The sequence below is a fragment of the Streptomyces sp. M-16 genome (assembly GCF_052114405.1).
Classification (GTDB): domain Bacteria; phylum Actinomycetota; class Actinomycetes; order Streptomycetales; family Streptomycetaceae; genus Streptomyces.
In genome coordinates, this window is sequence record NZ_JBFRER010000013.1 from 26,124 (window position 1) to 44,770 (window position 18,647).

14 protein-coding genes, 1 tRNA gene and 1 pseudogene are annotated in these 18,647 nt (G+C 74.7%); 9 read left to right on the forward strand and 7 right to left on the reverse strand.

Annotated elements, in window-relative coordinates; translation table 11 throughout:
• Positions 1 to 255: 255 nt before the first annotated feature.
• From iolB to AB4039_RS08790, 3 genes and pseudogenes are all read left to right on the forward strand, one after another.
• A pseudogene (gene iolB, locus AB4039_RS08780) lies at positions 256 to 930 on the forward strand (5-deoxy-glucuronate isomerase); the annotation flags it as partial.
• Complete coding sequence (gene iolD, locus AB4039_RS08785; RefSeq protein ID WP_442270431.1) at positions 825 to 2,801, forward strand: 3D-(3,5/4)-trihydroxycyclohexane-1,2-dione acylhydrolase (decyclizing); 1,977 nt, start codon at positions 825 to 827, stop codon at positions 2,799 to 2,801. The pseudogene iolB and the gene iolD, both read left to right, overlap by 106 nt.
• A gap of 10 nt (positions 2,802 to 2,811) precedes the next feature.
• Positions 2,812 to 4,311: a CoA-acylating methylmalonate-semialdehyde dehydrogenase gene (locus AB4039_RS08790; RefSeq protein ID WP_266839111.1), complete on the forward strand. Its 1,500-nt coding sequence runs from the start codon at positions 2,812 to 2,814 to the stop codon at positions 4,309 to 4,311.
• A gap of 213 nt (positions 4,312 to 4,524) precedes the next feature.
• On the opposite strand, the gene AB4039_RS08795 is transcribed toward AB4039_RS08790, so the two are convergent.
• From AB4039_RS08795 to AB4039_RS08815, 5 genes are all read right to left on the reverse strand, one after another.
• Positions 4,525 to 5,556, reverse strand: a complete 1,032-nt coding sequence (locus AB4039_RS08795; RefSeq protein ID WP_442270432.1) for a WxL protein peptidoglycan domain-containing protein — start codon at positions 5,554 to 5,556, stop codon at positions 4,525 to 4,527.
• A gap of 85 nt (positions 5,557 to 5,641) precedes the next feature.
• Entirely contained in the window at positions 5,642 to 6,934 is a 1,293-nt protein-coding gene (locus tag AB4039_RS08800; RefSeq protein WP_442270433.1) for a hypothetical protein, read from the reverse strand.
• Between the two features lie 219 nt (positions 6,935 to 7,153).
• Positions 7,154 to 8,515: a S8 family peptidase gene (locus AB4039_RS08805; protein ID WP_442270434.1), complete on the reverse strand. Its 1,362-nt coding sequence runs from the start codon at positions 8,513 to 8,515 to the stop codon at positions 7,154 to 7,156.
• Positions 8,516 to 8,603: 88 nt separating this feature from the next.
• Positions 8,604 to 9,014 (reverse strand): GNAT family N-acetyltransferase, encoded by a 411-nt coding sequence (locus tag AB4039_RS08810; RefSeq protein ID WP_266839103.1) that lies wholly within the window; start codon positions 9,012 to 9,014, stop codon positions 8,604 to 8,606.
• Between the two features lie 488 nt (positions 9,015 to 9,502).
• Entirely contained in the window at positions 9,503 to 10,204 is a 702-nt protein-coding gene (locus AB4039_RS08815) for a 4'-phosphopantetheinyl transferase superfamily protein (RefSeq protein ID WP_266839101.1), read from the reverse strand.
• Between the two features lie 81 nt (positions 10,205 to 10,285).
• On the opposite strand from AB4039_RS08815, the gene AB4039_RS08820 reads away from it, so the two are divergent.
• The gene (locus AB4039_RS08820; RefSeq protein WP_442270435.1) at positions 10,286 to 11,062 is read left to right on the forward strand and encodes an alpha/beta fold hydrolase; all 777 of its coding nucleotides are present in this window, start codon (positions 10,286 to 10,288) and stop codon (positions 11,060 to 11,062) included.
• A 49-nt stretch (positions 11,063 to 11,111) separates the two neighbouring features.
• Here AB4039_RS08820 and AB4039_RS08825 read toward each other — a convergent pair whose 3' ends face one another.
• On the reverse strand, positions 11,112 to 11,648 hold the full coding sequence (locus tag AB4039_RS08825; RefSeq protein ID WP_442270436.1) for a hypothetical protein: 537 nt from the start codon (positions 11,646 to 11,648) through the stop codon (positions 11,112 to 11,114).
• Between the two features lie 345 nt (positions 11,649 to 11,993).
• Here AB4039_RS08825 and AB4039_RS08830 point away from each other — a divergent pair, with 345 nt between their 5' ends.
• The gene (locus AB4039_RS08830; RefSeq protein ID WP_266839095.1) at positions 11,994 to 12,467 is read left to right on the forward strand and encodes a phospholipase; all 474 of its coding nucleotides are present in this window, start codon (positions 11,994 to 11,996) and stop codon (positions 12,465 to 12,467) included.
• A 169-nt stretch (positions 12,468 to 12,636) separates the two neighbouring features.
• Here the strand turns inward: AB4039_RS08830 and AB4039_RS08835 are convergent.
• Positions 12,637 to 12,709, reverse strand: a tRNA-Arg gene (locus AB4039_RS08835).
• Between the two features lie 332 nt (positions 12,710 to 13,041).
• Here AB4039_RS08835 and AB4039_RS08840 point away from each other — a divergent pair.
• The 4 genes from AB4039_RS08840 to AB4039_RS08855 all read left to right on the forward strand — a co-directional run bounded on the left by AB4039_RS08840 (position 13,042) and on the right by AB4039_RS08855 (position 18,647).
• Entirely contained in the window at positions 13,042 to 14,655 is a 1,614-nt protein-coding gene (locus AB4039_RS08840; protein WP_442270437.1) for a dynamin family protein, read from the forward strand.
• Between the two features lie 4 nt (positions 14,656 to 14,659).
• The gene (locus AB4039_RS08845; RefSeq protein ID WP_266839092.1) at positions 14,660 to 16,624 is read left to right on the forward strand and encodes a GTPase; all 1,965 of its coding nucleotides are present in this window, start codon (positions 14,660 to 14,662) and stop codon (positions 16,622 to 16,624) included.
• A 95-nt stretch (positions 16,625 to 16,719) separates the two neighbouring features.
• Positions 16,720 to 17,127 carry a single-stranded DNA-binding protein gene (locus tag AB4039_RS08850; protein WP_266839090.1) on the forward strand — a complete coding sequence of 136 codons (408 nt, stop codon included), beginning with the start codon at positions 16,720 to 16,722 and terminating at the stop codon, positions 17,125 to 17,127.
• Positions 17,128 to 17,444: 317 nt separating this feature from the next.
• Entirely contained in the window at positions 17,445 to 18,647 is a 1,203-nt protein-coding gene (locus tag AB4039_RS08855; RefSeq protein ID WP_442270438.1) for a TQXA domain-containing protein, read from the forward strand.

The following is an 18,647-nucleotide window of genomic DNA, read 5'->3' on the forward strand; positions in this document are numbered from 1 at the left end:
CCGGATCCCGAGCCCGAGCCGGACCCGGAGCCGGATCCGGAGCCGTTTCCGGACGGGCGTCCCGGGCCGGATCCCGAGCCCGAGCCGGATCCGGAGCCGGATCCGGAGCCGTTTCCGGACCGGCCTCCCGGGCCGGACCCCGAGCCCGAGCCGGACCCAGAGCCGTTCCCGGACCGGCCTCCCGGGCCGGTTCCCGGGCACGGCGCGGGTCGGCTTTCCGGCGGGCCGGGCGGGGCCGCCGGGAGCGGGACGCGGGTCTTCCGGCTCGGCGGCAGGAGCGGGGTGTTCGACGGCCCGAGCGACTTCGCGTACCTGCCCCGCGACGGCCACGCGGACCTCACCTCGGCGCGCGGCGGCCGGTTCGCGCTCGTGGGGGCCCGCTGCGAGCGGCGGCTGCCGGCCCGGTACGGGGCCGCCGGGGCCGTACCCGTGGAGCTGCGCGGCGCCGGCACCTGCTCCCGGCAGGTCCACAACTTCGCCGCCGCCGACGTGTTCCCCTGCGACCGGCTCATCGCCGTCGAGGTGCTCACCCCCGGCGGGAACTGGTCCTCGTACCCGCCCCACAAGCACGACGAGCACCACCCCGGCGAGGAGTCCCGCCTGGAGGAGATCTACTACTTCGAGATCGCCCCTCACAACGGCGTCCCCGGCGTCGGCTACCAGCGCGTGAGCCCCTCCCCGGCCGGGCGGACCGACGTCCTCGCCGAGGTGCGGACGGGCGACACCGTCCTCGTCCCGGACGGCTGGCACGGCCCCTCCATCGCCGCGCCCGGCCACGACATGTACTACCTGAACGTGATGGCCGGGCCGGACGCCACGCGGGAATGGCTGATCCGGGACCACCCCGACCACGGCTGGATCCGCGGCACCTGGCCCGGCCTGGCCGTCGACCCCCGGCTCCCCTTCCCCCGCACGGAGGACGACGCGTGAGGCTCACCACCGCCCAGGCCCTGGTCCGCTTCCTGGCCGGCCAGTACACCGAGCGCGACGGCCGGCGCCACCGGCTGATCGCCGCCACCTGGGGGATCTTCGGGCACGGCAACGTGGCCGGGATCGGGCAGGCCCTGCTGGAGAGCGGCCCGCAGGCCATGCCCTTCCTCCAGGGGCGCAACGAGCAGGCCATGGTGCATGCCGCCGTCGGCTACGCCCGCCAGAGCGGCCGGCTCTCCGCGCACGCCGTTACCACCTCCATCGGGCCCGGCGCGACCAACCTCGTCACCGGCGCCGCCCTCGCCACGATCAACCGGATCCCGGTGCTCCTGCTGCCCGGCGACACCTTCGCGACCCGGCCCGCGGATCCGGTGCTCCAGCAGCTCGAAGTCCCCTACGCCGGCGACGTCTCCGTCAACGACACCCTGCGACCCGTCTCGCGCCACTTCGACCGGATCACCCGCCCCGAGGCCCTGGTCCCGGCCGCCCTCCAGGCGATGCGGGTGCTCACCGACCCCGTGCAGACCGGGGCCGTCACCCTCGCGCTGCCGCAGGACGTGCAGGCCGAGGCCCACGACTGGCCCGAGGAGTTCTTCGCCGAGCGGGTGTGGACCGTGCGCCGCCCGCGCCCCGACCGGCACGAGCTGGCCGCCGCCGCCGAGGCGGTACGGGGCTCCGCGCGCCCCCTGATCGTCGCCGGCGGCGGCATCCGGCACGCCGCCGCCGGGGCGGCGCTCGCCGCCCTCGCGGAGGCCACCGGGATCCCGGTCGCCACCACGCAGGCGGGCAAGGGGGTCCTCCCGTACGACCACCCCGCCGAGGTGGGCGGCGTCGGCCACACCGGGACGGCCACCGCCGACGCGCTGGCCCGGGAGGCCGACCTGGTCATCGCCGCCGGGACCCGGCTCACCGACTTCACGACCGCCTCCTCGACCCTCTTCCAGAATCCGGCCGTCCGCTTCCTCGGCCTCAACCTCGACCCGTACGACGCCCACAAGCTCGCCGCCCTGCCGCTGGTGGCGGACGCCCGCGAGGGGCTGGCGGAGCTGCTCGACGCGGTCTCCGGGTACCGGGTCGCGCCCGCGTACGAGGCCGCGTACACCGCGGCCAAGGCCGGGTGGGAGGCCCGCGTGGACGCCGCGTACGCCGTACCCGCCGACGGGGAGGACCTGCCGCCCACCCAGGCCCAGGTCCTCGGCCTCCTCGACGCGCTCGTGGACGGCACCGACATCCTGGTCAACGCCGCCGGCTCGCTCCCCGGAGACCTGCACAGACTCTGGCGGGCCCGCTCCGCCGACCAGTACCACGTCGAGTACGGCTACTCCTGCATGGGCTACGAGATCCCCGCCGCCCTCGGCACCGCCCTCGCCGCGCCCGGCCGCCCGGTGTGGGCCCTGGTCGGCGACGGGACGTACCTGATGAACCCCACCGAACTCGTCACCGCCGTGCAGGAGGGCGTCCCGGTCAAGGTGGTGATCCTCGACAACCACGGCTTCGCCTCCATCGGCGGCCTGTCGGGGGCCGTGGGCGGCGAGGGCTTCGGCACGGCGTACCGCTTCCGGGGGCCCGACGGCGCGTACGACGGCGCCCCCCTCCCGGTGGACCTCGCCGCGAACGCGGCCTCCCTGGGGATGGCCACCATCCGTACCCGCACCATCGGTGACCTGCGAAAAGCCCTCTCCGAAGCGCGTGCGGCGGACCGTCCCACATGTGTCTACGCACAGACCCGAACACCCGACACTGTGTCGGGCCCACCCCCGGCACAGGCGTGGTGGGATGTTCCTGTGGCCGAGACCGCGACCCGTGCGTCGGCGGCCCTGGCCCGTGACGAGTACGACCGGCAAGCCGCGCAGCGACGTCGCCATCTGTGAAGGAGCAAGCATGAAGACCGTCAACCACTGGATCGGTGGCAAGACCGTCGAGGGCGCGTCGGGCAACTACGGCCCGGTCACCGACCCGGCCACCGGCGAGGTCACCACGCAGGTCGCCCTCGCCTCCGCCGAGGAGGTCGACGCCGCGGTACGGGTCGCCCAGGAGGCGTTCCTGTCCTGGGGCCAGTCCTCGCTGGCCGCCCGCACCAAGGTGCTGTTCGCCTACCGCGCCCTGCTGGACGCCAACCGCGACGCCATCGCCGAACTGATCACCGCCGAGCACGGCAAGGTGCACTCGGACGCGCTGGGCGAGGTCGCCCGCGGCCTGGAGATCGTCGAGCTGGCCTGCGGGATCACCACCCAGCTCAAGGGCGAGCTGTCCACCTCCGTCTCCAACCGGGTGGACGTCTCCTCGATCCGCCAGCCGCTGGGCGTCGTCGCGGGCATCACGCCCTTCAACTTCCCGGCGATGGTCCCGATGTGGATGTTCCCGCTGGCCGTGGCCTGCGGAAACACCTTCATCCTCAAGCCCAGCGAGAAGGACCCGTCGGCCGCCAACAAGCTGGCCGAGCTGATGACCGAGGCCGGTCTGCCCGCGGGCGTCCTGAACGTCGTCCACGGCGACAAGGTGGCCGTCGACGCGCTCCTCGCGCACCCGGGCATCTCCGCCGTGTCCTTCGTCGGCTCGACCCCGATCGCCCGCCACATCCACACCACCGCCTCGGCCAACGGCAAGCGCGTCCAGGCGCTGGGCGGCGCCAAGAACCACATGCTGGTGCTCCCGGACGCGGACCTGGACGCCGCCGCCGACGCGGCCGTCTCCGCGGCCTACGGTTCGGCCGGCGAGCGCTGCATGGCGATCTCCGCGGTCGTCGCCGTCGGCTCCATCGCGGACGAGCTCGTCGAGAAGATCCGCGAGCGCGCCGAGAAGATCAAGATCGGCCCCGGCAACGACCCGACGTCCGAGATGGGCCCGCTGATCACCGCCGCCCACCGCGACAAGGTCGCCTCCTACGTCAAGGGCGCCGCGGCCCAGGGCGCCGACGTCGTCCTCGACGGCACCGGCTACACGGTCGAGGGCAACGAGAACGGCCACTGGATCGGCCTGTCCCTCCTGGACAACGTCAAGACCGACTCCGACGCCTACCGCGACGAGATCTTCGGCCCGGTGCTGTGCGTGCTGCGCACCGAGACCTACGAGGAGGGCGTGGCGCTCATCAACGCCTCGCCGTTCGGCAACGGCACCGCGATCTTCACCCGCGACGGCGGCGCCGCCCGCCGCTTCCAGCTGGAGATCGAGGCGGGCATGGTCGGCGTGAACGTGCCGATCCCGGTGCCGGTGGGCTACCACTCCTTCGGTGGCTGGAAGGACTCGCTCTTCGGCGACCACCACATCTACGGCAACGACGGCATCCACTTCTACACGCGCGGCAAGGTCGTCACCACCCGCTGGCCCGACCCGGCCGACGCCCCGGCCGGCGTGGACCTGGGCTTCCCCCGCAACCACTGACGCCCGGCAGCCGGTGACGCCCGGCGGCCTCCGGTTCCCCGGCGGCCTCCGGTTCCCCGGCCGCCGCCGTCGTCGGCGGGCGCGTCCCCGGACAGCAGGACCCCCTGGCCAACCCTCACCGGCCGGGGGGTCCTGCCGTTCGCCCGCCGGGCCGCCCGGAGCTCAGGTCGCTCGGGCTGCCCGGACTGCTTGGGCCGCCCGGGGCCTCGCCGGTCAGCGCGTCTGCGCCAAGTCCCGTGCGGGTTGCGGCCGTGGGGGATCCGGGCGTCGCCGCCGGCGCAGTACCAGCACGGCCGTCCCGGCCCCCGCCAGCACCAGGACCGCTCCCGCCGCCGTCCAGGGGACCGCGAGGAAGTCCGTGGCGGACTCGGAGGAGAGGTCGGGGTAGGCGGCCGCGCCCACCGACACCTTGACGCTCACCCAGTCCAACTGGGGCGATTCCGGCCACGGTTCGGTCATCTCCACCCGCTGCCCCGGCAGCAGCACCAGCTTCGGCTCCCGGGCCGGCCGGTCCAGCACCCGGCGCCCGAACAGTCCCCGCGCGGACACCGCCACCTTCGGCCCCACCACCACGTTGCCCCGGTTGACCAGCGCGTACGAGACCGTGGCGCGGGCGTCCTTCACCCACGGCAGCAGCGGTGCCCCCCGGGTGACCCGTACGTCCTCCACGCTCAGCCCCGGGGTCAGCGGTCCCGGTACCCGGAAGTACAGCCGGGCCCCCACCGAACGCTTCACCCCCACCTGTACCTTGCCGTCCTTCTGTACCCCCTCGACGGCGGTGTTGAGCGCGACGATCCCGCCGACGTGATCGCCCGGCGTGGCGTCCCGGGGGACGTTGACGGTGAAGGGGATGTCGGCGCGGCCCTTCGGCGGCACGGTCACGGTGCCCGACGCCTGCGGTGCCAGCGCGATCCAGGTGCCGACGTCCTTGGGCTTCGTCTCGGCGGGCAGCAGCGCGAAGGCGCCCCCCGACGGGGTGTTCACGGCGTCGGTGGCGAAGACCTGGAAGGTCAGCTCCCTGTCGGAGGAGTTCAGGATCGTGGCGCTGTCGCTGACGGTGGCCCCGGCGGCGCCCTGGTGGAAGAAGTACGCGCGGTCGGTCATCGCGGCGCCCGCGGCGGGCGTGGGGAACACCCCCCAGGTGCCGTTGTCCGCGGCCGTGGCGGGGGCGGCGGACAGGACGGGGAGCAGCAGCAGCCCGCACAGTCCGGCGAGGAGGACGTGCGGGAGGGTGCGCAGGCGCATGGGCGGGTCTCTCCAGTCACGGCGCGGAACGGGAAGAGGGGTGGTGCGACGCCGTGGCGCCGCACCACCCCGGGGCCGGGCCCGGTCAGGCGATCGAGAAGGTCACGACCGACCGGTAGGTGTCGGCGAACATGAACGGCGGCAGCTGCAGCATCGCCGCGCCGCCCACGGCGAACTCGCCGCCGGTCAGCTCGTCACCGCCGGCCGCCTGGGAGGCGACCTTCATCGGGGTGTCGGTGATCGCGCCCGGCGCACCGGCGGTGCAGGTGCTCGGGCTGTCCGGGTTGGTCACGGTGCAGGACGGCTGGATGCCGATCTGCGCCTTCGCCATCGAGTGGCCGGTCGTCTGGTTCAGGAACGGCGTACGGGTCGCCGTCACGTCCCAGCCGAGGCTGCCGCCGCGGAAGTCCTGGACGGTGGCGGCGTTGAACGCGCCGAACACCGACTGGGCCTTGCCGTTGATGGTCACCGCGCCGAAGCTGACGGCCGGCTGGCCGTCCTTCGGCCCGAGGGCCAGCGGTCCGGGCAGCACCTCGACGTCCACCGGGTTCTGCACGCCCGCCTGCTCCTCGACGAACACGAAGGGCTTGGCCGGGGGCACCGAACCGTCGATCTTGATGGCGTCGGCCTTCTTGGTGACCGTGATGGCGCAGGTGGCGGCGCCGGTCGCGTCCGCCGTGCCGGTACCGGTGTCACCGGTCGCGGCGCCCGCGAGGAGGGCGGAACAGGTGACCGCGCCGGCCGGGAAGTTGGCGCCGGCGGCGGTGACGGCGGTGCCCGCCTTGCCGCTGTTGGGCGTCAGCCTGGTGGTGACCGGGTCCTTGGGCAGGGCCTCGACGGCCACCGAGCCGACGGAGGCGCTGGGACGCGGATCCGGCGTACAGGTCGTCGTGTAGACCGTGCCGCCGAGGTCGGCGTCCGTGATCACCTGATCGATGGTGATCTGGACCGTGGTGCCCTCGGTGCCCTCCGGGACGGTGATGTTCCCGCTGAAGGCGGGCGGGTCGGCCTTCTTGCCGGCTTCCTGGTGGCTGGGGACGGCCGCGCTGGTGACGGTCTGGGCGACCCCGCCGACGAGCAGCTTCGCCTTGATCGTGTTGACCGTGTCGATGGTGAACATCGGGACGACCGGGGTCTCACCGGGGTCGATGGTGATCGGGACGCTCTGGCCGGCCTTCGCGGTGTCCGGCAGCGTGATCGTGTAGTCCTGGTTGCCGTTGGCGCCCGGCTGGGGCGCCGGGGCCACGCACTTCACGGGGACCGAAGTGGTCTTGGTCGCGGCCTGCGCCGTGCCCGTGAGGGCCACCACACCGCCCGTCAGGGCCAGGGAAAGGGCGCCCGCCCCGGCCAGAACTCTTCGTCGGAACGTTGTACTCACTGGGTCGCGACTCCTTCGTCAGACGAAACCCCTCCCCCCACCCGCTGTGGGGAGGAGGTTGAGCCGGTGCGGATGGCCGTCATTGACGCGTCGCGGTCATGAGAAGTCAATGGCTTGCTTTCGCCCGAAGCACACAGACATTGATGTCCCATCAGACCCGGTCTGATGGGACATCGGATACCGACTGGTCGGTGGCGGGTACGCCCGGGGCGGGAGGGGTCAGCGGTCCGTCGGGACGTGCAGGAGCAGGTTCGCGGTTCCGGCCGGGAGGTTCGTGATCCGGTCCGGAACAGCGGCGCGCACCAGGGCCTGGCGCACCTGTTCGGGGGACGGGTGCATGCCGGTCACGCCGGGCAGGCCGACGGTGCCGGGCGTGACCGGTGCGCCGCCGGTCCCGGCAGTGCCGTCCCCCTTGTCCGACAGGATCAGCGCGGCCACGCCCGCCACGTGCGGGGCGGCCATGGAGGTGCCGGAAGCGCGGGCGAGGGCGGTCGCGGAGCCCTTCCAGGCGGAGACGACGGACACGCCCGGCGCGGAGATGTCCACGCAGGGGCCGTGGTTGGAGAACGCGGGGCGGCGGTCGGTGGCGTCGGTCGCGCCGACGGTGAGGGCCTGCGGGACCCCGGAGGGGGAGCCGGCGCAGGCGTCCTTGCCTTCGTTCCCGGCGGCCACGGTGAAGGTGATCCCGGACGCCACGGCGCGGATGACGGCCGCGTCCATGGCGTGGCTACGGGAGCCGCCCATGCTCATGTTGGCCACCAACGGGCCCTTCGCCGCGTTCTTGACCGCGTCCTTCACCATCCAGTCCAGGCCGCGCAGGATGGCCGAGAGTCGCCCGTCACCCCGGCAGTCGGCCACCTTCACCCCGACGAGGGAGACCCCCTTCGCCACCCCGTACGTAGCCCCGCCGACGGTCGCCGCGACGTGGGTGCCGTGGCCGTTGCAGTCGGACGCGCCCTCCAGGAACACCGCGTTGTAGCCGGCGCGGGCGCGTCCGCCGAACTCCTGGTGGAGGGTGTTGATTCCGGTGTCGACCACGTAGACGGTGACGCCCCGGCCCTGGGAGGCGTACGTGTACGAGCCGTCGAGCGGCAGCTCGCGCTGGTCGATCCGGTCCAACGGCCAGGGCGCGGAGCGCTGCACGGCGGCGGCGGGTGCCGCGGGTGCCGCGGGTGCCGGGACCGCGGCGGCGGGGGCGGGGGCGGGGTCGGGGGTAGGGGCGGGCACCGCGGGAGCGGAGGGCGGGGGCGGCGTCGGGTCGTCGGAGATCCGGTACAGCCCGTCCGGCTCCACGGAGGCCACCCTCGGGTCGGCGGCGAGCTCGGCGGCGCGGGCCGCGGTGGTGCGTACGGCGAAGCCGTTGAGGGCGGTGTCGTAGACCGCCGAGACCTGGTCGCCCGCCTCCGCCACCTCGGCGGCGAGCGCACGGGCCGGGGCGCGGGAGCTGGTGTCCTTGAGGACGACGACGTAGGGGGCGGTGGGGACGTCGGTGGCACGCGCGGCGTCGGCGGTGTGCGGCGGCAGGACGGTGGCTGCCGCGAGGAGGGCGGCGGCCGGGAGGAGCGCGGTCATGGCGGTCATGCCGCCGATGCTCGGGCCGCACCGGCGACGGCGCGCGGAGGGTGCGCCGACTGGCCGCACGACACGCCGCCGCGGGGGGCGCGGCGGGCTAGCCGAGCGCCCAGCCGCGCATCGTGAAGACGCCCTCGTCCTCGGCGCCCGCCGAGTCGTAGGTGGCCAGGGCCGGCCCGTTGTCGGTATCGACCCCCACCCACATGCCGTAGCAGCCGCGTGCCCTGGCCTCGTCCGCGAGGGCCAGGGTCAGGGCGCGGCCGATCCCGCGCCGCCGGTGGGCCTCGTCCACGGAGAGTTCGTAGAGGCACATCTCGGTGCCCTTGTCGGGGTGGGTCATCTCGACGCCGGAGACCATGCCGACCGGCACGTCCTCGACGTAGGCGATGAGCATCAGGTGACCGGGCGCGGCGAGGAAACGCCGGGCCCAGTCCTCACGGGCGGGACCGTCGAAGAGTCCTTCGGCCGCCACGAGTTCGGAGCAGCTGCGGGCGCGGCGGATGTCCATGGCCCGACCCTAGGCCCTGCCGTCCGAGCGGCGCCCGCCCACGCCGTGGCCGGGGCCCGGAACGGGTCCGGTACGCGCGCGCCCCTCCACCTCAGGCCGCTCCACCTCAGGCCCCTCGGCCGCTCCACCTCAGGCCCCTCGGCCCCTCGGCCGCTCGGCCCCTCGGCCCCTCGGCCGCTCGGCCCCTCAGGCCGCTCGGCCCCTCGGCCCCTCGGCCGCTCGGCCCCTCAGGCCCCTCGGCCCCTCGGCCCCTCGGCCCCTCGGCCCCTCGGCCCCTCAGGCCCCTCGGCCCCTCAGGCCCCTCGGCCGCTCGGCCCCTCGGCCCCTCGGCCGCTCGGCCCCTCAGGCCCCTCGGCCCCTCGGCCCCTCGGCCCCTCGGCCCCTCGGCCCCTCAGCGCCGAGGGGACCCCCGTGGGCCGGGTGCCGCGGGCCCGATCGGCGGCTGGGGCCGGGCGCCGGGACCGGCCGGTACGGCGGCTTCGGGTGGATCAGGGGGCGCGGAGGGCCAGGGCGGCCGCGAAGGCGGACGGTGCCGGGAGGTCGCGCAGGGCCCAGCCCGGGACCGGCGCCGGAGTGGCCGCCGAGCCCACGTACGGGTCGGCCACGCCGAGTGCCAGTCCCGTGCCGGTGGCCTTGAGGTAGGCCTCCTTGCGGGACCACACCCGCGCGAGGGCCGCCGGGCGGTCCGCCACCGGGAGGCCGGCGAGCTCGGCCGTCTCCGCCGGATGCAGGGTGCCCAGGACGTCGTCCACCGCTCCCGCTCCGGGCAGACCCTCGATGTCCACGCCGACCGGTACCCCCGCGAAGGCGAAGTACGCCATGTCGTCGCTGTGCGAGAGCGAGAAGTGCAGCGCGCCCCCGGCCACGGCGGGGCGCCCGTGCGGCCCGCCGCAGCACGGGCAGTCCTCCCGCACCAGGGCGACCCGCTCCGGCGGGAGCCCGAGGTAACCGCCGAGCAGTACGCGCAGCCCCAGGTGTGACGCGAGGTAGCTGCGGCGGTCGCCCGCGCGCAGCAGCCGCGAGAGCCGGTCCCGCTCGGACGCGTCCAGCAGCGCGACGGCACCGGCGACGTCGTGGCCGCCGACCACCTCGCGCGTGGTGTCCAGCGACCACACGGTCACGGCGGCGCCCACCGGGAGCGCGCCGGTCCGGGGTATGCCCTCGCCGAGTTGGTTCACGTACTCGATCACCCGATGAGGGTAGACGAGGAGATGGCGGGCCCGGCTACCCTCGTCCGGTATTGATCTTTCCGAGTCCAGGGGGAACTCGCCGTGCACAGTGCTGTCGTGACGCCGGAAGGCGACCGGATCCGCTGGGTCGAACTCGCCGGGGAGGGGCCGGTCCGCGTCTGCCTGCACGGGCTCGGCGCCACCTCGCCGGCCTACTTCGCGGCCGTCGCCGCGCACCCGTTGCTGGCCGGGCGGCGCTCGCTGCTGGTCGACATGCTGGGGCACGGGCACAGCGACCGGCCCGAGGCGTTCACGTACACCCTGGAGGCGCACGCCGACGCCGTCGCGCGGGCCCTCACCGAGGCCGGGGTCGAGGGGGCCGAGCTGATCGGCCACAGCATGGGCGGGGCGGTGGCCATCGTGCTCGCCGCCCGGCACCCCCGGCTGGTCTCCCGGCTCGTGCTGGTCGACGCCAACCTGGACCCGGTCCCGACCGTTCCCCGCGCACCGGGCAGCAGCGGCATCGCCTCCTACACGGAGGAGGAGTTCCTGGCGGGGGGCTGGGCCGAGGTCCGCGACCGGGTGGGCGCGCACTGGTGGTCGACCATGCGGCTGGCCGACCGTACCGCCCTGCACCGCAGCGCGGTGCACCTCGCCGCGGGCACCACCCCCACCATGCGCGAGCTCCTGCTGGACCTGAAGCTCCCGCGCACCTTCCTCTACCCGGAGGCCGACGGCTCCCTGGCCGGGGCCGAGGCCCTGGAGGCCGCCGGGGTCGCCGTCGTCGCGGTGCCGGACTGCGGGCACAACATCATGCTGGACAACCCCGAGGCCTTCGTCCGCGCCACCGCCGCCGCCCCCGCCCCGACCGCCCCCTGACCCGTCCCCGCCGGGCGGCCCCGGGGGAGCGGCCGGGACGGTGGCGGGGTCAGCGGCGCCCGGCCGGCACGGCCGAGGCCGGTGCCACGGAGGGCTGTCCGTCCGGTATTCGCGCCCCCGGCGAGGGCGTGCCGTCGGTCCAGGCGTAGACCTTCCTGCCGCGCACGGCGACCTGGTACTGGTACCGGTCCCGGCACTCGGGCCGTTCCTCGGAGCGCGTGTCGCCGGGCCACCAACGGGCGTTCAGATGGGGCCCGCCCGCTTTCTTCGGGGCGCTGACGGCGCACTGCGGACCATCGAGCGGGGTCTTGCCGAGGGTGAACCGGATCAGCCGGTCCTCGCCGGTGGTGCGCACCCGTACGCGGACATCGGTGGCGTCCTTCGGTATCCAGCTCGGCAGGACGAACGCCAGGTCACCGCGCTTGGGCGCGTCGGCGGCGGTGGCGAAGTGCCTGCCCTTCTCCTTGAAGAAGCGGTCGTTGAGGGTGTTGGTGACCGGGTTGGGCGGAAGGTTCGGCAGGGCGAGCGCGGCGATGGCGAAGGCTCCCGCCAAGGCGGCGGCGATGACGAGCGGACGGCGGTTCATAGCTATAAGTGTTCGGATCGAAGCCCGTCTGCGCGTCCCTCCGCAGTACGAATCGTGACTCTGCCTGAAGTCGCATACGCCGTCATACCTGAGTGCCGGTCCGGGCGGCCGGCGTAGGTCCACGGTCCTTCCCCCGGGACACCGGGCGAGGGCGGCCCCGCCGGACCCAACGGCCCGCCGGCCCCGCCGGACCCAACGGCCCCGCCGGACCCGCGGGGCCTCGTTATAGGTGCGCTGGGGATCGCAGATATGCCGCGCTCCGAGAGTGAACCCACAAGCCGCACCGCGAAGTTGACGGGGCGGCCCGCTCTCTCCCCCACTCCCCCCGCCGCCCGGAGGAACGCCATGCGTCTTCGTCTCGCTCCCCTGCTCGCCGCCACGGCGGCCGCGGGTCTGCTCGCCCTCGCGACGCCCGCGTCGGCCGCCCCGGCGGACAAGCCGCAGGTCCTCGGGAGTTGGACGCAGACCAGCGCGTCCAGCTACAACGCCTGGGTCGCGGCGCGCGGCAGCCAGGGCAACTGGGCCGCGTACGGCTTCGACTGGTCCACGGACTACTGCTCGTCCTCCCCGGACAACCCCTTCGGCTTCCCGTTCCAGACGGCCTGCGCCCGCCACGACTTCGGCTACCGCAACTACAAGGCGGCGGGTTCCTTCCCGGCGAACAAGTCCCGGCTGGACGACGCCCTGTATGCCGACCTGAAGCGGGTGTGCTCGCAGTACTCGGGCGTCAAGAAGGGTTCCTGCGACAGCACGGCCTGGACCTACTACCAAGCGGTCAAGGCATTCGGAGTCTCCCCGCAGGACGCCCCGGCCGCCTGACGGCCCCGGCTCGTCCCGGCCCTGCCTCCGCCCTGCCCCGCCCCGGCCCCGTCCTGTCCCCGCCCCCCGATCCCCGTCCCGCCCTCGCCCCCGTCGGGCGGGACGGCCCCCCTTCGCGGGAAACACGGAAGCCCTCCCGGTGGGAGGGCTTCCGTCGTGGTGCGGAGAGTGCCCCCGGCAGGACTCGAACCTGCGGCCAAGCGCTTAGAAGGCGCCTGCTCTATCCACTGAGCTACGGGGGCCGGAAGGTGACCGTGGTGGCCTGGAGCCCCTTGGTGGGGGTGGGACTGCGGTCCGTGCCGGGTCAAGGATAGGGCTCCGGTCGCCTTGTCCCGGTTGCTTCACCCGCGTGCCACGATGTGGAGGTTCGGTGAAGCGGTCCCGATAATCGCAGGCAGGTGCGATTCGCGCATCGCTTTTGCGCCGCGTCGGCCTGGGTGTTGTGCACTCGTTATGCCTGCGTCCCACTCGTCCTCCGTGTCCAGGATGTCCCGTCGAGGTGGCGGTCGGCGCGCAGAGGGCGTATAAGCTTCAAAAATGGTCCCAAATTGGGCATTCTTCGCATGTGGTGACCTTGGATGTTCGGCCTCAGCTGCTCGATGCCCTGTCCGCCCTGCGCGACCGGGTCGCGTCCGTGCGTCTGCCGCTGCCCCTGCCCGGCGCCCCGCGCGCCCGCCAGACCAGAGCCGAGCTGCTCGCGCAGCTCGACGACTACCTCGTACCCCGGCTGAAGGCGCCCGAGGCGCCCCTGCTCGCCGTCGTCGGCGGGTCCACCGGTGCCGGCAAGTCCACCCTCGTCAACTCCCTCGTCGGACGCCAGGTGAGTGAAGCCGGGGTGCTCCGGCCGACGACACGCACCCCCGTGCTCGTCTGCCATCCGGATGATCATCACTGGTTCGCCGGGATGCGGATCCTGCCCGACCTCCTGCGCGTCTGGGCGCCCGAAGGCGAGGACGAACTGCTTCCCGCGCCCAAGAAGCACTCTCCACTCGGATCCAACCAGCGGACCGTGACGGGCGAACTGAGGATCGAGACCGTCTCGACCCTCCCGCGAGGGCTCGCCGTCCTCGACGCCCCCGACGTCGACTCCCTCGTGGTCGAGAACCGGACGCTCGCCGCGCAGCTGATCTGCGCCGCCGACGTCTGGGTCATGGTCACCACCGCCTCGCGGTACGCGGACGCCGTCCCCTGGCACATGCTGCGCACCGCCAAGCAGTACAAGGCCACCCTGGTCATCGTCCTGGACCGGGTCCCGCACCAGGTGCTCGCCGAGGTCTCGCGGCAGTACGGGGCCCTGCTCACCCGGGCCGGGCTGGGCGACGTACCGCGGTTCACGGTGCCGGAGCTGCCCGAGTCGGCGGGCGGGGGCGGGCTGCTGCCGGCGAGCGCCGTCGCGCCGCTGCTCGCCTGGCTCACCCACCACGTCCAGGACCCGGCCGCCCGGCAGTACGCCGTCGGGCGGACCGCGCTGGGCGCCCTCGACTCCCTGGGACGCCGGATGCCGGAACTCGCCTCCGCCGTCGCCGCGCAGCACGCCGCCGCCGTACGGCTGACGTCCGCCGTCGAGGACGCGTACAAGCAGGAGGGCCGGCGGGTGCGCAACCGCCTGGACCGGGGCGCCGTGCTCGCCGGGGACGCGCTGACCAGATGGCGCGGCTACCCCCTCGACACCAGTGCCGACGAACTGCTCGACTCCCTCGCCGAATCGCTGGCCGCGCTCCTGCAGTGCGCCGTGGCCGCCGCCGACGAACGCATCGCCGCCGCCTGGCGGCGCGAGCCGGCGGCCGGGGCGGTGACGCTGCCCGCGCCCGACCGCGAGGCGGCGGAACGCATCGGCGTGGCCGTACGGCGCTGGCGGCGCGTCCTGGAGGAGCTGGCCGAGGAGGAGGTCGCCCGGCTCGACCGGCAGCCGGCGCCCGACCCCGACGCCGTCGCCGCCCTCCTCGTCGCCGCCCTCCTGGGCGGCAAGCGGGCCCGGCCGGCGGGGGAGAAGCTCGCCGAGCGGATCGGCGTACAGGCCGCCGTACGGCTGCGGGACCGGGGCGGGGAACTGGTCGCCGAACACCTCGACCAGGTGCTGCGCGCCGAACGCGACCGCAGGATCGCCCCGCTGGAAGCGCTCGAAGTGACCCCGGAACCGCAGGCCGAGCTGATCGCCGCACTGTCCCTACTGCAGAAGGAGAGGTGACGCGGTGACCGCGCTGACCGACCGCGACCGCACCGACGACCGCTGGGACGACGGCTTCATCGCGCGCTCGCGCCACCGGAGCCTCCGCAAGGGCGGTGCGGGGGCGCGAGGAGGGGGACCGCGGTCCGGTTCCCCGGGGGCGTCGGGGCCGCGCGAGGAACGCGGTGGCCTCGACGGCGTCGACCCCGACCACCTCGACGACATGTTCGGCGAGGAGCCGGACGTGGAGCGGCGCGAGGGCGACGAGGCCCTCGTCCGGGCCGTCTCCGGCGCCGGCAGCGACGGCGGCAAGGCCCCCGCCCTGCCGCTCAGCCCCGAGGCGCGGGCCCTGCGACTGCGCCTGGACGCCCTGCGCCAGCTCGTCGGGCTGTCCCGGACCCGGCTGGACGGCAAGACCCTCGCCGAGGCCGGCCGGGTGCTGGACGAGGCGGCCGCGCGACGCGGCCTGTCCCCGCAGCACACGGTCGTCGCCATCGCCGGAGCCACCGGAAGCGGCAAGTCCACGCTCTTCAATTCACTCGCCGGAGTGCAGATCTCCGAGACCGGTCTGCGCCGCCCGACCACCGCCGCGCCGATCGCGTGCAGTTGGTCCGACGGGGCCGCGGGACTGCTGGACCGGCTGGAGATCCCGGGCCGGCTGCGGCGCAGGCCCCGGGAGACCTCGGAGGCCGAGGCGCTGCGCGGGATGGTCCTCGTGGACCTGCCCGACCTGGACTCGGCGGTCGGCGCGCACCGCGACCACGTGGACCGGGTGCTGGCGCTGGTCGACGCCGTGGTGTGGGTGGTGGACCCGGAGAAGTACGCGGACGCCGTCCTGCACGAGCGGTACCTGCGACCGCTGGCCGGCCACGCGGAAGTGACGTTCGTCGTCCTGAACCAGGTGGACCGGCTTCCCGGCGAGGCCGCCGACCTCGTCCTGGACGACCTGCGCCGGCTCCTGGACGACGACGGCATCGCGCTCGGCGAACACGGCGAGCCGGGGGCCACCGTGCTCGGAGTGTCCGCCCTGACGGGTGAGGGGGTCGGGGAACTCCGCGAACTGCTCGGACAGTTCACCCAGGAGAAGGGCGCCGCGACCCGCCGCATCTCCGCCGATGTGGACCGGGCCGCCGGACGCCTGCGGCCCCTGTACGTCGCCGACGGGCACGCCGGACCCGAGATCGGCGAGGCCGCCCGCGCCGAGTTCGAGGACCGGCTCGCGGAGGCCGTCGGGGCCTACGCGGCCGGCCTCGCCGCCGAACGGGCCTGGCGGCGCAACGCCGGCAAGGCCTGCGGCACGCCCTGGCTGCGGCTGTGGCGCTGGTACGAGAGCCGGCGCGCCCCCCGCACGCTGGCGGGCCTGGCCGCCCTCGCCGCGATCGGCCGTACCCCGGCGGCTTCCGAGCAGGCTCCGGTCGAGCAGGAGGTGACCGCCCGGCAGCGGGTGGAGCAGGCCGTGCGGACCGTCGCGGACGAAGCGGTCGTCGGGCTGCCCGACCCCTGGGCCCAGGCCGTACGGGAGACCGCCGTACGCGGCGCCGAACGGCTGCCGGAGGCGCTCGACGAACTGGCGGTCACGCTGGGTGCGGCCGTCGCGGTGCCCGCCGCCAGGCCTCCGCGGCCCACCTGGTGGCCCGTGGCGGTGCTGGCGCAGGCGGCCATGACGCTGGTGCAGATCTTCGGCGGGCTCTGGCTGGTCGGACAGATCGCCGGGGTCCTGGAGCCGAAGCTGCTGCCGCCGGTGCTGTTCATGGTGGCGGGGATCGTCGGCGGGCCGCTCGTGGAGTGGGCGTGCTCGCTCGCGGCCCGCGGTCCCGCGCGCCGCTACGGGCAGGACGCCGAGCGCAAACTGCGGCAGGCCGCGGCCGGCTGCGGGCGGGCCAGGGTGCTGGAGCCGGTGGCGGCGGAGCTGCTGCGCTACCGCGAAGTGCGCGAGCAGTACGCCACCGTCGCCGCAGGGGGGACGAAGTTGTCCACAACCCGCCAGTAGTCCACAGGCCCGAGCGGGGACGGCGGCCCCGCGCCAGCATGGTCGTATCCCGTGCGGACGGTCCGGACGGGTACGACGTGGGGAGGGCTGCCGGGATGAACGACACCCTGGTGACGCTGGTGGGGTACGTGGCGACGCAGATCGACTTCAAGGAGACGCCGGCCGGCCCGTCGGCACGGTTCCGCTTCGCGGTGACCCCGAGGTACTTCGACCGGCGCACGGACACCTGGACGGATGCCGCGACCAGCTTCTACACGGTCTGGGCGCGACGAGTGCTGGCACTGAACCTGGCCAGTTCCGTCTCGGTGGGGGAACCCCTCGTCGTCCACGGGCGGTTGCGGGTCCGGGAGGATCCACCCGACGGCGACGGGGTGCGGTGGTTCTCGGCCGACATCGACGCGGTGGCCATCGGACACGACCTCAACCGCGGAACTGCCGCGTTCCGGCGGGTGGTCAAGACGGACACGCCACTGATGGGGCCTCAGAAGGCGGCGGTGGTCTGAGTGTTCGAGGAGGCTAGGATTCCCCGGTACTCACGGGCACCTGGGTCTTTGGCCCGAAGGGGAAGACTGTGTCGATTGCTGTTCCCGCGTCCTCTGCATCCTCTGCGTCCCCCGATCCCCGCGCGTCCGCGTGCGGATCGCCGTCCGCACCCGTGGGCGGATCACCGTCCGCGTCCGCCGCGCCACCGGCCGTCGCCGTGGCCCGCGCGGCGATTCCGCTTCCCGCCGGGCCCGTGGATCCCGGAGTTGTTCCCGGGGGGCCCGCGCGGCCCGTTCCGGATCCGGACGCGGGGGCCGGGGGCCCGGCGCGGGGGTCTGTGCGGCGGCCCCTGGCGGTCGCCCTGCTCACCGCCGCCGCCCTCGCCGGCGGGCCCGGGGCCCGCGCCGCGACGGACCCCGACCCGGCCGCCGGCCGGGCGGCGCAGGGCGCGAGCGCCGTGCTGGACGGGCTGAAGACGTACGGGCAGGCGGTCCTGCGCGCCGGGGACGGTTCGGTCCGGCAGATCCAGGCCGGGCTCTACGAGATGCGGGTCGACGGCGGCGGCATGCTCCAGACCTACGGGGTCGGGATCACGGGCTCGGCGCAGCCGCAGGCCCGGTACACGGAGAGCGGCTGGAACGGCAGCTCCCTGGCGGGGAACGCCGAGGCCGGACGGGTCCGCTGGGTCCTGGAGCACTCCTATCCGCAGCACAACGACCTGGCCGGGCTCGCGAAGGAGGCCGGGGCCGGGACGCTGACCGTGGAGAGCGCCGCCGCGGGGACCCAGGTGGCCATCTGGCGGCTGGCCGACGGGGCGCAGGTCGAGGCGGCCGACCCGGCGGCGGAGCGGCTGGCCGACTACCTCCAGCGGGAGGCGGGGCGGCTGCCGGAGCCCCCGGCCTCCTTGGACCTGGACCCCGGGCAGGTGTCCGGCCCGGTGTCGGGGCCGACCGGCAGCCGGCTCGGGCCGGTCACGGTCCGGACGGGGGCGCAGAGCGTGACCGTCACCCCGGACGCGGCGGCCGCGGCCATGGGGGTGCGCGTGGTGGACGCCGAGGGGCGGCCGCTGGACTCCGCGGGCAACGGGAGCCGGCTCTACTTCGAGGTGCCCGCGGGCACCCCGGACGGGACGGCGTCGGTCGTCGTGCAGGGCTCCACGAAGGTGCCCGTCGGGAGGGTCTTCACCAGCGGGATCCCGGCCGAGGCGCAGATCGTGGCCGGCTCCAGCGACGCCGCGGCGACGGCCACCGCCACGGCCGTCTGGCCGCGGGCACAGCCGTCGGCGCAGGGCCCGGCGGGGACGGTGGGCACCCTGGCGGGCGCCTCGGAGGTGCTGGGCGCCGAGGCGTCCGCGACGGTCTCGCCCGAGTCCCCGGACGACGAGCGGCTGGCCACCAGCGGCAGCTCCGCCGCCACGCCGGTGATCGCCACGCTCGCGGTGGGACTGGTGGTACTGGGAGGCATGGTGGTCCTCCTGCTGCGCAAGCGTCCGTTGGAGGGAGAGGAGGACGCAGGGGGGTCGGAGGGAGCGGAAGGCTGA